This window comes from Methylophaga sulfidovorans, from assembly GCF_900114205.1.
Classification (GTDB): Bacteria; Pseudomonadota; Gammaproteobacteria; order Nitrosococcales; family Methylophagaceae; genus Methylophaga; species Methylophaga sulfidovorans.
Window position 1 is genome coordinate 46,738 of the sequence record NZ_FOSH01000015.1, and the last position, 13,610, is coordinate 60,347.

Annotated in this window: 16 protein-coding genes; 10 read left to right on the top strand and 6 right to left on the bottom strand. The window is 43.2% G+C overall.

Annotated elements, in window-relative coordinates:
- Window positions 1-149: 149 nt before the first annotated feature.
- Together BM232_RS11990 and BM232_RS11995 are read left to right on the top strand one after the other, a co-directional pair.
- The gene (locus BM232_RS11990) at window positions 150-839 is read left to right on the top strand and encodes a VIT1/CCC1 transporter family protein (RefSeq protein WP_091715042.1); all 690 of its coding nucleotides are present in this window, start codon (window positions 150-152) and stop codon (window positions 837-839) included.
- Between the two features lie 113 nt (window positions 840-952).
- Entirely contained in the window at window positions 953-1,855 is a 903-nt protein-coding gene (locus BM232_RS11995; RefSeq protein ID WP_091715045.1) for a mechanosensitive ion channel family protein, read from the top strand.
- A 118-nt stretch (window positions 1,856-1,973) separates the two neighbouring features.
- Here BM232_RS11995 and pdxR read toward each other — a convergent pair whose 3' ends face one another.
- Window positions 1,974-3,416: a MocR-like pyridoxine biosynthesis transcription factor PdxR gene (pdxR, locus tag BM232_RS12000; RefSeq protein WP_218153343.1), complete on the bottom strand. Its 1,443-nt coding sequence runs from the start codon at window positions 3,414-3,416 to the stop codon at window positions 1,974-1,976.
- Between the two features lie 180 nt (window positions 3,417-3,596).
- Here pdxR and BM232_RS12005 point away from each other — a divergent pair, with 180 nt between their 5' ends.
- The 4 genes from BM232_RS12005 (at window position 3,597) to BM232_RS12020 (ending at window position 5,982) form a co-directional block, all read left to right on the top strand.
- A complete protein-coding gene (locus BM232_RS12005; RefSeq protein ID WP_091715050.1) occupies window positions 3,597-4,064 on the top strand; it encodes a GNAT family N-acetyltransferase in 468 nt (155 codons plus the stop codon).
- A 223-nt stretch (window positions 4,065-4,287) separates the two neighbouring features.
- Window positions 4,288-4,911, top strand: coding sequence for a MarC family protein (locus tag BM232_RS12010; protein ID WP_091715053.1), 624 nt, complete (start codon window positions 4,288-4,290; stop codon window positions 4,909-4,911).
- A gap of 9 nt (window positions 4,912-4,920) precedes the next feature.
- Entirely contained in the window at window positions 4,921-5,316 is a 396-nt protein-coding gene (locus tag BM232_RS12015) for a VOC family protein (protein WP_091715055.1), read from the top strand.
- 201 nt (window positions 5,317-5,517) lie between these two features.
- On the top strand, window positions 5,518-5,982 hold the full coding sequence (locus BM232_RS12020; protein ID WP_091715057.1) for a hypothetical protein: 465 nt from the start codon (window positions 5,518-5,520) through the stop codon (window positions 5,980-5,982).
- Window positions 5,983-5,993: 11 nt separating this feature from the next.
- Here the strand turns inward: BM232_RS12020 and BM232_RS12025 are convergent, their stop codons facing one another.
- Window positions 5,994-6,647 (bottom strand): class I SAM-dependent methyltransferase, encoded by a 654-nt coding sequence (locus BM232_RS12025; RefSeq protein ID WP_091715059.1) that lies wholly within the window; start codon window positions 6,645-6,647, stop codon window positions 5,994-5,996.
- Between the two features lie 249 nt (window positions 6,648-6,896).
- The gene (locus tag BM232_RS12030; RefSeq protein WP_091715062.1) at window positions 6,897-7,151 is read right to left on the bottom strand and encodes a hypothetical protein; all 255 of its coding nucleotides are present in this window, start codon (window positions 7,149-7,151) and stop codon (window positions 6,897-6,899) included.
- Window positions 7,152-7,426: 275 nt separating this feature from the next.
- On the opposite strand from BM232_RS12030, the gene BM232_RS12035 reads away from it, so the two are divergent.
- On the top strand, window positions 7,427-7,795 hold the full coding sequence (locus tag BM232_RS12035) for a YidH family protein (protein ID WP_091715065.1): 369 nt from the start codon (window positions 7,427-7,429) through the stop codon (window positions 7,793-7,795).
- On the top strand, window positions 7,795-8,292 hold the full coding sequence (locus BM232_RS12040) for a hypothetical protein (RefSeq protein ID WP_218153344.1): 498 nt from the start codon (window positions 7,795-7,797) through the stop codon (window positions 8,290-8,292). Before BM232_RS12035 ends, BM232_RS12040 begins: the two co-directional genes overlap by 1 nt.
- Window positions 8,293-8,407: 115 nt before the next feature.
- On the opposite strand, the gene BM232_RS12045 is transcribed toward BM232_RS12040, so the two are convergent.
- The 3 genes from BM232_RS12045 to BM232_RS15235 form a co-directional block, all read right to left on the bottom strand.
- The gene (locus tag BM232_RS12045; protein ID WP_091715067.1) at window positions 8,408-8,872 is read right to left on the bottom strand and encodes a pyridoxamine 5'-phosphate oxidase family protein; all 465 of its coding nucleotides are present in this window, start codon (window positions 8,870-8,872) and stop codon (window positions 8,408-8,410) included.
- A gap of 102 nt (window positions 8,873-8,974) precedes the next feature.
- On the bottom strand, window positions 8,975-10,597 hold the full coding sequence (locus BM232_RS12050; protein WP_218153345.1) for a thiamine pyrophosphate-dependent enzyme: 1,623 nt from the start codon (window positions 10,595-10,597) through the stop codon (window positions 8,975-8,977).
- Window positions 10,542-10,673, bottom strand: a complete 132-nt coding sequence (locus BM232_RS15235; RefSeq protein WP_281248301.1) for a thiamine pyrophosphate-binding protein — start codon at window positions 10,671-10,673, stop codon at window positions 10,542-10,544. The genes BM232_RS12050 and BM232_RS15235 overlap by 56 nt, the downstream gene beginning before the upstream one ends.
- A gap of 308 nt (window positions 10,674-10,981) precedes the next feature.
- Here BM232_RS15235 and BM232_RS12055 point away from each other — a divergent pair, with 308 nt between their 5' ends.
- A complete protein-coding gene (locus BM232_RS12055) occupies window positions 10,982-12,070 on the top strand; it encodes an alkene reductase (protein WP_091715070.1) in 1,089 nt (362 codons plus the stop codon).
- Between the two features lie 51 nt (window positions 12,071-12,121).
- The gene (locus BM232_RS12060) at window positions 12,122-13,531 is read left to right on the top strand and encodes an NAD-dependent succinate-semialdehyde dehydrogenase (protein ID WP_091715073.1); all 1,410 of its coding nucleotides are present in this window, start codon (window positions 12,122-12,124) and stop codon (window positions 13,529-13,531) included.
- Window positions 13,532-13,610 lie beyond the last annotated feature (79 nt).

Below are 13,610 nucleotides of genomic sequence, written 5' to 3' on the forward strand. Positions count from 1 at the left end.
TATCGTTTCATCGTAAGTCTTTCAGTAACAATTGAAAGAATCAATAGGACTCAATAGGGGCTGAGTGTTTGATTTAACTTCATCAAGGAATCCGTCAGTGGCTTACCCCTTGATTCCCCTTTTACTCACCTTTTTATTTGGAGCTTCGCGTGAGGCATTCTGAAAGACACAGAATAGAACGGATCGGTTGGCTTCGTGCCGCTGTTCTTGGAGCAAACGACGGGATTGTATCTACAGCGAGCCTGATTCTGGGGGTGGCAGCAGCAGGTGCGGACTCCAAGGCTTTGTTGGTCGCCGGTGTTGCTGGTCTCGTCGCAGGTGCTATGTCGATGGCAGCGGGTGAGTATGTGTCAGTCAGCTCTCAAGCTGACATGGAAGAAGCCGACCTTGCTAAAGAGAGAGCTGAGCTGGCTGATGCGCCTGAACAAGAGCATGCAGAGCTTGCTGAGATTTACGTCAGGCGCGGGTTAGATAGGGGGCTTGCAGACACAGTAGCAAGTCAACTGATGGAGCAGGATGCACTAGGTGCTCATGCACGTGATGAACTTGGCATTTCAGAAGTCTCTACGGCCCGCCCAATTCAGGCTGCGTTTGCTTCTGCAGGCTCATTCTCGGTAGGTGCAGCCCTTCCTTTATGTGTTGTCCTGTTATTTCCAGAGTCGTTGCTTATGTGGGGCGTCCCCGGCAGTTCATTGGTATTCCTTGCCTTACTAGGCTCAATAGCAGCGAAAGCTGGCGGCGCTCCTGTTCTTAAAGGAGCCTCTCGGGTTACGCTCTTGGGGGCCCTGGCAATGGCTTTGACGGCTGGGGTCGGTCGGCTCTTTGGAGTAGCTGTATGATTAGCTGGTGGTGTATTCTCTCGCCTAAAAGGCACTGCACTCGGACAATTCCGCTGCACTTCAAAATTGCTGCATAGCGCGGCGGTTATGTGCCAGTAATCAGGATTTTCTAGATGACATCAGTATTTGACCACGTACCTTCTGACTTCCGGCTTTTGTCGGTAATCTTAACCATTATAGGCATTACGGTCCTGGTGAACTGGACTGTAATTAAGGTAATCAATCGACTCGAATCGTCGAAGTTGACAACGGGGTCTATTGATAAAACCGCGCTTAACTTCATAAAACGTTTAATATCTGTCGTGATCTATGGTGCTGGCATTGGCGCATGTTTGACGCACATTCCCGAACTTAAGATTGTTGGTCATTCACTGCTGACCGGAGCAGGTATTCTGACCCTTGTCAGTGGTCTGGCTTCACAGCAAGTACTTGGGAATATTGTCAGCGGTTTTATGATTTTGTTTTTCCGTCCGTTTCGGGTCGGTGACCGAATCACTATTTCTGGTAATTACTCCGGGACAGTTGAAGACATCACTCTGCGAGAAACCATCGTCCGCGATTTTGAGAACAATCGAATCATCATCCCGAATTCACAGATCAGCAGTGAGGTGGTGATCAATGCTAACCACACAGACAATAAAATCTGCAAGCTAATCGAGGTAGGTGTTGGCTATTCATCTGACTTGGAGCAGGCGATGGCAATTATGCAAGATGAAATTGGTAAGCATCCGCTGCTTATTGACCAACGCACAGAAGCGCAAATACGAGATAACGTCCCGCTTGTTGTGGTGCGTGTAACCGATCTCGGTGATTCTTCCATTACGCTCAGAGCGTGGGCTTGGGCCGATAGTCCTGCAAACGGTTATGTGCTGCAATGCGACAGCTACCTCAATTTAAAACGACGATTCGATGCGGTCGGCATTGATATTCCCTTCCCACAGCGTACTATTTCGTTTGCCGATGGAGCACGAGTCAGCGTGGCTACTACAGACTCGAATGAAGGGAGTGCTAGCTGAGCGGAGTATTGAAAATCAGGAGAATAGCCAACTTGATTTTATTATGGCGAATAATGCATTACGACTTAACGTAGCATGATGAGTTCTAATAACACTCCCACTCATTCGTCGCTATAAGTTAACCCGTATTAGCTATAAATATCTTTCTTAGTTTTAGTATAGCCAGTTCCATTTCACGATCGGTATAGGCGGCAAAGCCAAGTAGAAACCCGGTTTTTTGGGGAGTCGTGATGTACAGGCTAGATAAGCTTGTTAGAGCAATATCCTGTTGTTTAGCTTGGGTAATAATCAGCTTCTCATCAAGTTCGCATGTCAATACACATGGCATTTGCATGCCACCTAATGGTGGAATGGGTTCTAAAAAATCCTTAAGATGAGAACGCACCAGTTTTTCCAATATTATTAAGCGCTTAGCATACAGTTGTCGCATCTGCCGAATATAGGCACCAAAATGACCATTCTCCATAAAACGTGCCAGAGTCAGTTGTGGCATTGTTGCTGTATGTCCATCCTGCAACGTGCGTGCTGTGGTCATGGGAGCAACAAGTTGTGCTGGCAAAATCATATAGCCTATACGCACACTCGGAAATAAAGACTTGGTGAAAGTGCCAATGTAAATGGTGCGTTGGTAAGGATCTAAACCTTGCACGCAGGTAGTGGGTTTCCCTGCATAATGAAACTCACTGTCATAATCATCTTCAATGATCCACGCTTGATTCTGTTCTGCCCATTCAATCAGTTCTAAACGACGCTCAAGCGATAAGGTTGCCCCTGAAGGGTATTGATGTGAGGGTGTCAAAGACACGGCTTTTGCTGGTGTGGCGTGCTGCTTTAATAGATCAACGCGTATACCGTGCTGATCGACTGGAATAGGCACGGGAATAAGTCCTGCTGCTTCAAAGGCTTTACGAGCACCTTGGTACATAGGATTTTCAGTAAAAATATGGCTGCCAGCATCTAATAGATTAAGTGCACATAAGGCGAGGGCTTGCTGCGAGCTGGTTAAAATTAATATACGTTCTGGTGTTGCATGAGCGCCACGTTCTAAATTTGCATAGTTGGCAATGGCGCTACGCAGTTCTTTTGTACCTTGCGGATCACTGTGTTGTAGTGCTTTAAATTGGTAATCCCGAATCACTTGCCGTTCCAGGCGTGCCCACAAAGCTAATGGAAATAGACGTGTTTCAGGAATGCCTGGAGCAAAAGGCTGAGGCGTTAATGCTTCTCGAACGCCATCATTATTGAGCATACTTTGACCACGTTTACTCAATTGAATCGTTAGCTGCTTCGTAGACTGTGAGCTGACTTTTCGTTTCGTTTTTCGCAGTTGTGGCACCTCTGCTACAAAACTACCGCTGCCGACCTGGCGCTCAATATAGCCTTCTGCGTGCAATAAGCTATATGCATTTTCGACCGTATCCCGTGAGACATTCAATGATTGAGCTAGCGCACGAGAAGCAGGCAGGGGAGTGTTCGCGGGTAATGCACCATCTAATATCAGCTGACGTAATGCTCGCTGAATACGTAAATACAGGGGGTACTTTTCGTAATCAGGATGCATCAGCGCTGCTTTTACGGACTCAAGCTGTGAGTGCTTAAACAAATGGTCTGCCTCTCATGAAGTAAATGGATGGTTACATCATGCCAAGCTCATTATATAAAACAACTCTTTCTAAGCAGAATCTGCTGAATGAATGAGTATTTGAGCGTTTATATAAACTGAAATTTAGGAGTATTTAAAATGAACGAAAGTCCTTTGCTTGTATCTGTTGAGGCTGTACAGGTTAATGATTTTGAGCAGTGGCTACCATTTTGGCTAAAGTACCAAGAGTTTTATAAGGTTTCTATTCCAGAAGAAACGACACAAGTGACATGGAATCGTTTTTTTAATGACAAGGAAAAGATTTATTGTGCAGTGGCAAGATCTTCTGAGTCTCCTGATACTATTTTAGGCTTTGTGCATTATTTGTATCATGCTTCCACTTGGGCGATTAATGAGTTTTGCTATTTGGAAGATCTGTATGTCACGCCTAGTGCAAGAGGATTACAGGTAGGAAAGCAATTAATTGAATTTGTGCAGGAACAGGCAAGAAAGCAGCAATGTGCACGTTTATATTGGCATACACAGGAAATAAATCTGCCAGGGCAAAGATTGTATGACTGGGTAGCAGAAAAACCAGGCGTTATTGAATATAGAATGCCGTTGTAATTTTCTACACCTTGGTCGAATGAGATAAATAAGCTTCAGAGTAAATAAAAAAGAAATGCAGCCTGCGGCTAAATTAAGTTGAAGTCGTAGGCTGTATTTCAGCTGTGCTATCGTAAGTGCCATATTCGTTCAGCAGAATGCCAATTGTAGAATCATGACTTCAACTGACCGCTGACGTATCGGCTGATTACAGCGTTAACTGAATAAAAGGAAAAGTAAGTAGATGAGCGATTTATACACGCAAGTGATTACAGTTTTTGTAGGCTTTTTTGCGATTATGAATCCCATTGCTAATACAGCCGCATTCGCTGGTCTGGTTGGTGACAAAAGCAAAGCAGAGCAAAGAAAAGTGGCGACGAAGGCACTTCTTGTGACTTTTTTTATCATCCTGTTTTTTTCTTTTCTCGGAAAAGCTATTTTTCACTTGTTTGGCATTACCATTGATGCTTTGAGGATAACGGGCGGCATTCTTGTCTTTATTGTGGGTTACCACATGCTTAATGGCCATGGCTCCAAGCTGCATTCTGCAGAGGGTGATGATGACGATGACTCTGATATGGCAGTATCGCCTTTAGCTGTGCCACTTTTGGCCGGTCCTGGCACTATTGCAACAGCCATGAATTATTCTGCCTCCGGCGGCATGATGGGCATAATCACCACCGTATCTGTATTTGCCGTTTTGTGTGTTATCACTTTTATCTGCTTTATTTTTAGTTCAAGTATTTTGTCAGTGATAGGTAAAAGTGGCCTGAGTATCGTCACTCGCTTAATGGGGTTAATTCTTGCTGTTATAGGTACGCAAATGATCATCATTGGACTGATCCCCATTGTCAGTAAAATAAGTTAAGGAACAACGATGTTTGATCATCTAAGCACATATTCTGTGGATTACCCGGCGACAAAATCATTCTATGAAGCGGTATTTGCACCTTTAGGTTATTCAGTTCAAGTGGAGTTTGTTGCCGACTGGAATCCCGATTTTCCCACTCAGCGAATGTGTGCTTTTGGTGTAGGCGGTAAACCAACATACTGGATTATTGAAACCAAAGAAAAGTACACGCCCAGGCATATTGCGTTCTCTGCCGCTTCTCGTAGCTTAGTCGATCAGTTTTATCAGCAAGCTATGGCAAATGGTGGCAAAGACAATGGCGAGCCTGGTCTACGACCTATGTATCACGTGAATTATTACGGTGCGTTTGTGATTGATCCCGATGGCAATAATGTTGAAGCGGTATGCCATTCACCGGAGTAACCGCCATTTAAGCACTAGTCTTGGCAAGCCCAAGCTGCTATTAATAGAGGTAAATCGATAGAGTGCTTTTTGACTTTGGAATGCTCAAAGGAATTAGGCCTATTATCGTCAAGAATTTTTCATCAGATAGAGATACACTTATACACATTGGTCGAGTACAAAAAGTCAGTGTTTTGTACGTAATATAGTGGAGGTGTATAAATGCTCAACGAGCAAGCTAGGGCTGTAATTCCTCATCAATTATTAGTATTGAACCTACTGGTGTTTAATCTGTTGCTTCCGATAGGTTCTCTATTGATGAGCATGGAAAGATTATTGTTACCTATTGCTATCACCTGTTCTTTATCCGTCTTTTTGTATATTTGGTATCGGTCGAAACACGTGCACCAAACGCCACTTATCAATGCTCATTGGCATATTGTCTGGAAACGTTGTCGTATTGTGTTAATTGCTTATGGCGTTTCAATTTCTATTGAATTAATGAGTAGTCTGATGGCATCGTTTCAAAAAGATCCGGAATGGCGTTCCATTATGATGATTGCCTTTACCCGTATTGCGATTGTGCCGATATTATTGGTCGTCACGCCATTACTGATTTCGTCAACGATTGCGATGTCTAAGGTTCGAAGTGGGAAATTGAACGTATCGGGTATTACACCACAATGAAACGATAACGCTTAACGTGAGAATCGTAAGATAGAACCTTTATATTTCTCACTAAGATAGTCTGTGTGTTCAGGCTTTATATAACTACTGGTAAAACCGAAGGCGATCATTTCCCGATCTAATTTATTTTTTCTACCCCTGTCCGGATCGACCAGAATAACGTTACAGTGCTGGTTCGCATGGTTATTAATAAAGTTTGCCAGCAACTGGACATGTTCATCTTCGTAGAGCAGATCGCTACCGATAATTAAATCAAATTTGCCCAAATCGCTCTCATCATTTGCCCAGTCAACTTGTTCAAAGGCAATATTTTTTCCACTATTGAGGTCGGTATTTCGATCAAGAAAATGATTCACTTCCGGGTGGTAATCAGTTGCCGTGATATCGGCCATACGTTCATTGAGTAACAGGCTGGATAATGCCATGCCGCAGCCAATTTCGAGGATACGTTTATTTTTGATGTCGTAATCCAGCATATGGTTGGCGAGTACGATACTGGACGGCCAAACTACACCAAATAGTGGCCATGTGGCTGAAGATATCCCCATATCATCTGCTTCACCTTCTGGATCACTGAATTGTTGCTTATCACGCAGAGTACAAAGGTGAATATCCATATCACCGACTTCAATTGTCTGGTAACGAACACGAACGGGCTTGGGCATCATTTATCCTGAAAAGCAATGGGAGCTTAGTCAGTTATATGGGATAAATGACAAAACGGGAGTAACTCAGAATATAGCAATTATGGATAACTGCAAGTTTCTTATTTTAATTCAGTGATCTAGCTATTGTTTTTGGTGTATTTAAGATGAGTTTTTATTCACCAACCACTGAGTTGAAATCTAAATGGTGAAGATAAAACAGGCCCTATGACGGTTTTCAGAATCGTACATAGGGCCAGGTTTCACGTGTTAATGTTGAGATTCAATAATGTGGGATTCTGCATATTCCAGAGCCAGGTCGTAATCGAATTTACCACCCGCTTCGATCAGTGCATCTAATTGAGATTTAGCATGATCCTTGTTGACATGATCTGAGTCTATTATTGCCAGATAGGCGTATGTGCCCGCGACTTCTTCTGGCGAACCACTGCTTGTTCCACCATTATCGATGAGCTGAACAATATCTTGAATTGACCGAGCTTCCTTAATTTCAGTTGAAATCATTTCAACCTCCTATTTAATTGGCTGGTCTTTCAGTGAAACGCGATAGCCTATTTGAGTCAAGGGGGATACTGTTTGTTTTACTTATTTTTACAGCAGATAATGTGTGTCAAAATCTGTTTTAATCATAGCCATAACTCAGGATTAATACATTGCAACTGTAGCCTGAGCAGCAAGTATGAAAAAACGCCATTTTCCCACTCGCTAATGTTGATAAATGCCATTAGACGATATGGTTTAATCTCAGTCTGAACCCTTAAGTGAAAGAGCAATTTGATATGTCTTATTTAGATGACCCAAGAGTGTTATTTGCAGCGGAGCGTACATTATTAGCCTGGAACCGAACCAGTCTGGCGATGATTGCGTTTGGTTTTGTTGTTGAACGAGCAGGCTTATTGATAGCCGTCTTGCAAGACCATAAAGCCCCTCACTCGACGTCGCCAACCTTTATGTTAGGTCTTGCCTTTATTCTTCTTGGTGCAGTATGTGCGCTTATCTCGTCTTATCAGTATGGTGTGGTACTCAAACAGCTGAGCGAAGCCGAAATTCCCGCAGGTTACAAGGCACGCTGGGGTGTGTTAGCTAATCTGATAGTGGCTGTTCTGAGTTTGGCTCTGGCTTTGTCCTTATTTAATGTGGCGAGCTGATGAGGCATTTCAAACTTTACAGTCAATGTAAAGTCATCAGCTTTTTATCACTGCTGATGTTCTCAGGCAGCCTTTATGCAGAGAATTTATGTGGTAGTGAGGAAACGGTTTCCTTTAGTTGTAATATCAAGTCTAAATCGGTCTCAGTGTGTACGACTAAACAGAACACATTAGTTTATCGCTATGGCAAACCGGATAAGATTGAGCTAGAACTTCACGCACCAGTGCAATTTAGTTCAACAGGCTATAGTGGCGGAGGCGAAGGGCGTTTACGATTTTCAAACGGACGTTATGACTATATCGTCTATTCCGGCATCAGCAATGGTGATTGGATTGATGAGGAAAAGGGCACCAGAGAGAAAATTGAATTTGCCGGTATTTATGTGCTGAAAGCTAAGACTCTTTTAGCCAACCTCAAGTGCACCGCTTATTCAGATAAAAGTTACATTCATGATTTACCTGAACATGAAAGCGAGCCTTTTATTTATTTTGACTAAAGCTGGTCCGAGTGAAGAGCTGTTTACAGAAATGACGATTTAGATCAAAAAAGCCCTGCTCATATTTTGTGAGCAGGGCTTTTTATTAGCTATGAGTATCGAGGTAATAGGACGATTACAGTCCGAGTTTTTTATGTTCGCCCATCATTTCCGGTTCGACTTTGCCATCGGTGAATAGTTTGAATAAACCTTTAACACTTGGGTCTGAAATCCACACTTCGGCATCATCCAGCTCAAAACGCATCATTAATAATGCTGGGTCTTCACGACCTTTCTCATACCATGATGCTGCCATCTTAGACCAATATTTATCAATCACCGCCTCGTCTGTTTCAGGCTTTAATGTACCGCGAATCGAGACAAACATTTTATGATCTTTACTGATAAAGCTGGCTTTGGCTGCACCGCCTTTAGCGATACGATTGGTTTTGGTAGTGTAAAACCAGAACTCACTATCAGCATTTTCATCTAACTGTGCTGTCATAGGCTCATTGTGATGGAGCGTGCCATCCAGACTCACCATCAGAAATGGGCTATCACTTATTGCTTCCCACATGGTTTTGCGTATGTCTTTACTCATCTATTATCTCCTTGACGTTGTAAATTTAAATTTGAATTCACCATAACAAAGTACGTGTCTTTGCTATGTGAAATGTCTATTTCTATTCTTGTCATTGGATGTTTAACGTAAAAAGTTATCTCTCAATAATGAAACTACTTCATTAGTACGTCCATTCAGTACAGCTTTAATACCAAATAATGCTGTTGAGGCGACTTGGCCTGCTTCAATTTTAGGTGGCATGACCAGCTCCATTCGGCTCACTTTGACATCCAAAATAGCGGGCTTATCGCTGGCCAGCCACTTGTGCATTGCACCTTCTAATTCACTGATGTGTTCAACACGCCATCCATCCATGCCAACGGTATGAGCAAGAGCAGCAAAGTCCGGATTTTTTAAGCCTGTGAAGGCATCAAGCAAGCCTTCAACACGTTGTTCCATCTCAACAAATCCAAGTGATTCATTGTTGTAGATTAAGAGTTTGACGGGAATGTTTTCTTGTACCAGGGTTAATAAGTCACCCATCAGCATGGTCATGCCGCCATCACCACACATCGCTATGACTTGTCGGCCAGGATAGGCTTTGGCGATACCTAAAGCTTGTGGATAGGCGTTAGCCATGGTGCCGAGCAGAAGGCTGGTCAGGAAACGTCTGTCTCCTCTGGCACTCAGATGTCTGAGCAACCAAACCATGGGTGAACCACCATCAGCAGTAAAGATGGCATTATCATCAGCCAGCTCATTGAGTTTATGCGTCACGGACTGTGGATGAATGAGGGTCTCGTCTGATTTTGCCTCCTCATTGTAATCCTCTTTATCTTTCTTCCATTGAGCCAGGGCCTTATCCAGATGTTTGGTTGAGGATTTTTCTTCAACTAGTGGCAGTAATTGTGTGAGTGTATTTTTCACATCACCCACCAGACCTAAATCAATAGGACTGCGTCTGCCAAGATGAGTAGGGTCAATATCCAGCTGCACGATTTTTGCTTTTTCAGGATAGAACTGAGAATAAGCAAAGTCAGTACCGAGGCAGAGTAATAAATCACATTCCAGTACTGCCTCCATGCCAGCACGGTTACCTAAAATCCCTGTCATGCCAACTTGATAAGCGTTATCAGGTTCAATAAATTCTTTTGAGCGAGAGCTATGCACAATAGGCGCTTTTAAGCGTTTCGCCAGATCGATAAGTTCAGTTTTGGCACCTTTAGCCTCGATACCTGCATAGAGCGTGATGCGATCTGATGTGTTAATCAGGTCAAGCAGTTGATTCATCTCATCAGGATTGGGATGACTAACTGGAGAGGCCGTGTGAACTTGCCATGACATATTGTCGTCCACTTTTTCCTTAAACATATCTCCATTCACTTCAATGACGGCAACACCATTCTTTGATAAAGCGGCCTGAGCAGCCAATGCAGTAATACGTCTGGCTTGATCCGGGTGAGATATGCGTTCACAAAAAACCGAGCATTGATCGTAGATTTTTGTCTGATCCACTTCCTGAGGGAAGTTCAGACCTTGTTGGTGTCGATCAACATTAGAAGCTATTAACACCACTGGTGAGCCATTACGATGGCTTTCAAAAATACCATTAACAAAATGCAGACTGCCTGGACCACAAGTGCCAGCACAGAGAGACAGTTCACCTGTCATATAGGATTCACCACCTGCAGCTAGCCCACCCACTTCCTCATGATTCGATATCAGAATGATTAATGGTATTTGTGAAATGATTGATGGTGTCACCAACAATGCCGTAACACCGTTTCGCACCGGCTTCAGACAAGGTATCAACAATGACTTGGGAAACGGTTTTTTGCATGGAAATCATCCTTTTTGATTGGTAAGTAGCTATTCAAGTATTGATAACGTACAGTTCTATGACAAGTTGTATAGTGAATTAATTTGTAAACTTTTGTAAAAGTCTGAGTAAGCCAATATTTGGAATAAGATAAGACTAATCTGAGTAATATTTATAGATTATTGATATTTATATAAAAATATATCAATAAGATCCTTTAATGATAGATCTTCACATAGAACAGACAGTGTCTTCAATATAGTTAGGGAACGAACTATTTGATAGCTGTGGCATCAAAAAGATCAACAGGACAACAAAGGAGGATGTTTATGAACGATTTATTTAACCCGGTGAAAATGGGTTCAGTGGAGCTAAAAAACCGCGTTTTTATGGCGCCACTTACACGAAACAGAGCGCATGATGACACGGATGTACCCACTGAGCTTGCTATCAGCTACTACTCACAAAGGGCAAGCGCTGGTCTCATCATTGCTGAAGGTACTCAAATCAGCAAAATGGGCAAAGGTTATATCAGAACTCCCGGTATTTACTCAGACGAACAAGTGGCTAAATGGAAAGAAATCACTGACGCCGTCCATAACAAAGGTGGCAAAATTTTCTTACAACTCTGGCATGTTGGCAGAATCAGTTATAACTCGGTGCTTCCAGAAGGCGAGCAGCCTTTGGCACCATCAGCCATACGCGCTGAAGCACAAACATTCGTAGATGGTCAAATGGTGGATGTTTCAGAGCCACGTGCGATGACTACTGATGATATTAATAAGCTTATTGAAGAATATAAAACAGCAGCACGTAATGCTGATAAAGCCGGTTTTGATGGCGTCGAAATTCACTCTGCCAACGGTTATCTGTTGAATCAGTTTATTTGTGATAGCAGCAACCAACGTACAGATAATTATGGTGGTTCTGTCGAAAACCGCATCCGTCTGGTCACTCAGGTGGTCGAGGCCGTGCTTGAAGTGATGGATGCTGGACGGGTAGGCATACGACTATCACCGACAGGTACCTTTAATGATGTCAGCGATAGCGATCCACTCACCACCTATAGCGCACTTATCGATCAACTTAACCAGTATAAGCTGGCATACGTGCATATCGTTGAACGTTTTCCTGGTATTGATGTAAGCAATAAGGACTTACACATCGTTGAACAACTGATCAAACAATGGCAGGGCTTTTATATCGCTAATGGTGACTACAATCTGCTTACGGCACAGGATGCAGTGACAAGCCAACGTGCTGATGCAGTAGCATTTGGTCGCCAATACATTGCTAATCCAGATCTGATGGAACGTCTGAAACTAGGTGCAGCTCTGAATACGCCCGATCAAAACACCTTTTATGGTGGTGGGGCTGAGGGGTATACCGATTATCCATTTATGGAGGATGCTCGTTAATTTTCAATCTGCAAAAAGATCTATTTTTCTAAATATCAAAGAGGATAAAAAATGACACAAGCAGAATTGAAAACAACCGCTATTACTCGTCAGACCATTGATACCTATAATCCTGCTACAGAAGAGGTGTACAAAACCTACTATCTGCATACTAAACAGGAAGCAGAAGCCTTAATTGAAGCTTCTCACCAGGCTTTCCAGAGTTGGAGAAAAACCTCACTGGAAGAACGAGCCACCATTATTAAAAAAATTGCTGAATTACTTCGCCGGGACAAAGCCGATTTAGCTCAAATGATGGCAAAACAAATGGGAAAACCCTTGGCACTGGGTGAGGGCGAAGCTGAGCAGTGTGCTGCAATTTGTGAATATACAGCTGAGCATGGCATTGACGCTTTAGCTGATGAAGAGCGTGAAATTTCTACAGGTAAAAAAGGCATTATTACTTATCAGCCTGAAGGCGTGATTTTAGGTATGCAGCCGTGGAATTTCCCACTCTATCAATGTATTCGCTACAGCATTGCTGTGATTATGGCTGGTAATACAACGGTGTTTAAGCATGATGAGTCCTGCTTTGAAACAGCAGAGGCGATTCAAAAAATTTATGAAGAAGCCGGTCTGCCAAAAGGAGTATTTAGCTGTTTATTCGTCGATGGCGAAACAGCCGATGAACTCATTGCTCATCAACATGTTCGAGGTGTGACCTTTACAGGTAGTGCCAGCATTGGTCGCTTGATTGCCAAAATTTCAGCTGAACATCTTAAGAAAAATGTGCTGGAACTTGGTGGTAGTGATGCGTATATCGTATTACGGGATGCTGACATTGATCTGGCGGTGAAAACCTGTGTTCAGGGGCGAGTCATGAATAGTGGTCAAACCTGTATTGCAGCTAAACGTTTTATTATTGAAGCGCCTGTCTATGATGAGTTCAGAGATAAGTATGTCGCTGCCATGAAAAAGATCACCTATGGTGACCCGACTAACAGTGAAAATAATATGGGGCCACTGGCTCGTGTCGATCTTCGAGACAAACTGCATCATCAGGTTCAGGAGTCGGTGATGAAAGGTGCTACTTGTTTATGTGGTGGTGAAATACCGGATCAGAAAGGCGCGTATTACCCAGCCACAGTATTGGAAAATATCCAAGCTGGCAGCCCAGCTTATGACGATGAGTTATTTGGTCCGGTGGCAGCCTTATTCAAAGTGGCTGATGAAGCTGAAGCAATTGAACTGGCTAACGCTCACCGATACGGTCTTGGTGGCGGCATATTCTCTAAAGACGAGAAGCGTGCTATCCGTATTGCTCGTGAAGAACTCGACACCGGCATGGTGAACATCAATGGTTACGCCGGTCCTCAGGCGAATATGCCGTTTGGTGGTGTTAAAGAAAGTGGCTATGGTCGTGAACACGGTGGCTTTGGCATGAAAGAATTTGTGAATGTGAAGTCTTTATTTATCGCCTAAATGCTTTATAGCATCAGAGTAAGGATAACTAATCCCGGGTCAGTTGCTGGCCCGGGATTTTTTATAACAAGATTTTTGT

Bases quoted from the DNA above. Each gene is read 5' to 3' on its own strand.
- BM232_RS12060 (WP_091715073.1), top strand. From the start codon at position 12,122: ATGACACAAGCAGAATTGAAAACAACCGCTATTACTCGTCAGACCATT.
- BM232_RS12020 (WP_091715057.1), top strand. From the start codon at position 5,518: ATGCTCAACGAGCAAGCTAGGGCTGTAATTCCTCATCAATTATTAGTA.
- BM232_RS15235 (WP_281248301.1), bottom strand. From the start codon at position 10,673: ATGCAAAAAACCGTTTCCCAAGTCATTGTTGATACCTTGTCTGAAGCC.
- BM232_RS12025 (WP_091715059.1), bottom strand. From the start codon at position 6,647: ATGCCCAAGCCCGTTCGTGTTCGTTACCAGACAATTGAAGTCGGTGAT.
- BM232_RS12030 (WP_091715062.1), bottom strand. From the start codon at position 7,151: ATGATTTCAACTGAAATTAAGGAAGCTCGGTCAATTCAAGATATTGTT.
- BM232_RS11995 (WP_091715045.1), top strand. From the start codon at position 953: ATGACATCAGTATTTGACCACGTACCTTCTGACTTCCGGCTTTTGTCG.
- BM232_RS12035 (WP_091715065.1), top strand. From the start codon at position 7,427: ATGTCTTATTTAGATGACCCAAGAGTGTTATTTGCAGCGGAGCGTACA.
- BM232_RS12015 (WP_091715055.1), top strand. From the start codon at position 4,921: ATGTTTGATCATCTAAGCACATATTCTGTGGATTACCCGGCGACAAAA.
- BM232_RS12040 (WP_218153344.1), top strand. From the start codon at position 7,795: ATGAGGCATTTCAAACTTTACAGTCAATGTAAAGTCATCAGCTTTTTA.
- BM232_RS12055 (WP_091715070.1), top strand. From the start codon at position 10,982: ATGAACGATTTATTTAACCCGGTGAAAATGGGTTCAGTGGAGCTAAAA.
- pdxR (WP_218153343.1), bottom strand. From the start codon at position 3,416: ATGCATCCTGATTACGAAAAGTACCCCCTGTATTTACGTATTCAGCGA.
- BM232_RS12010 (WP_091715053.1), top strand. From the start codon at position 4,288: ATGAGCGATTTATACACGCAAGTGATTACAGTTTTTGTAGGCTTTTTT.
- BM232_RS12005 (WP_091715050.1), top strand. From the start codon at position 3,597: ATGAACGAAAGTCCTTTGCTTGTATCTGTTGAGGCTGTACAGGTTAAT.
- BM232_RS12045 (WP_091715067.1), bottom strand. From the start codon at position 8,872: ATGAGTAAAGACATACGCAAAACCATGTGGGAAGCAATAAGTGATAGC.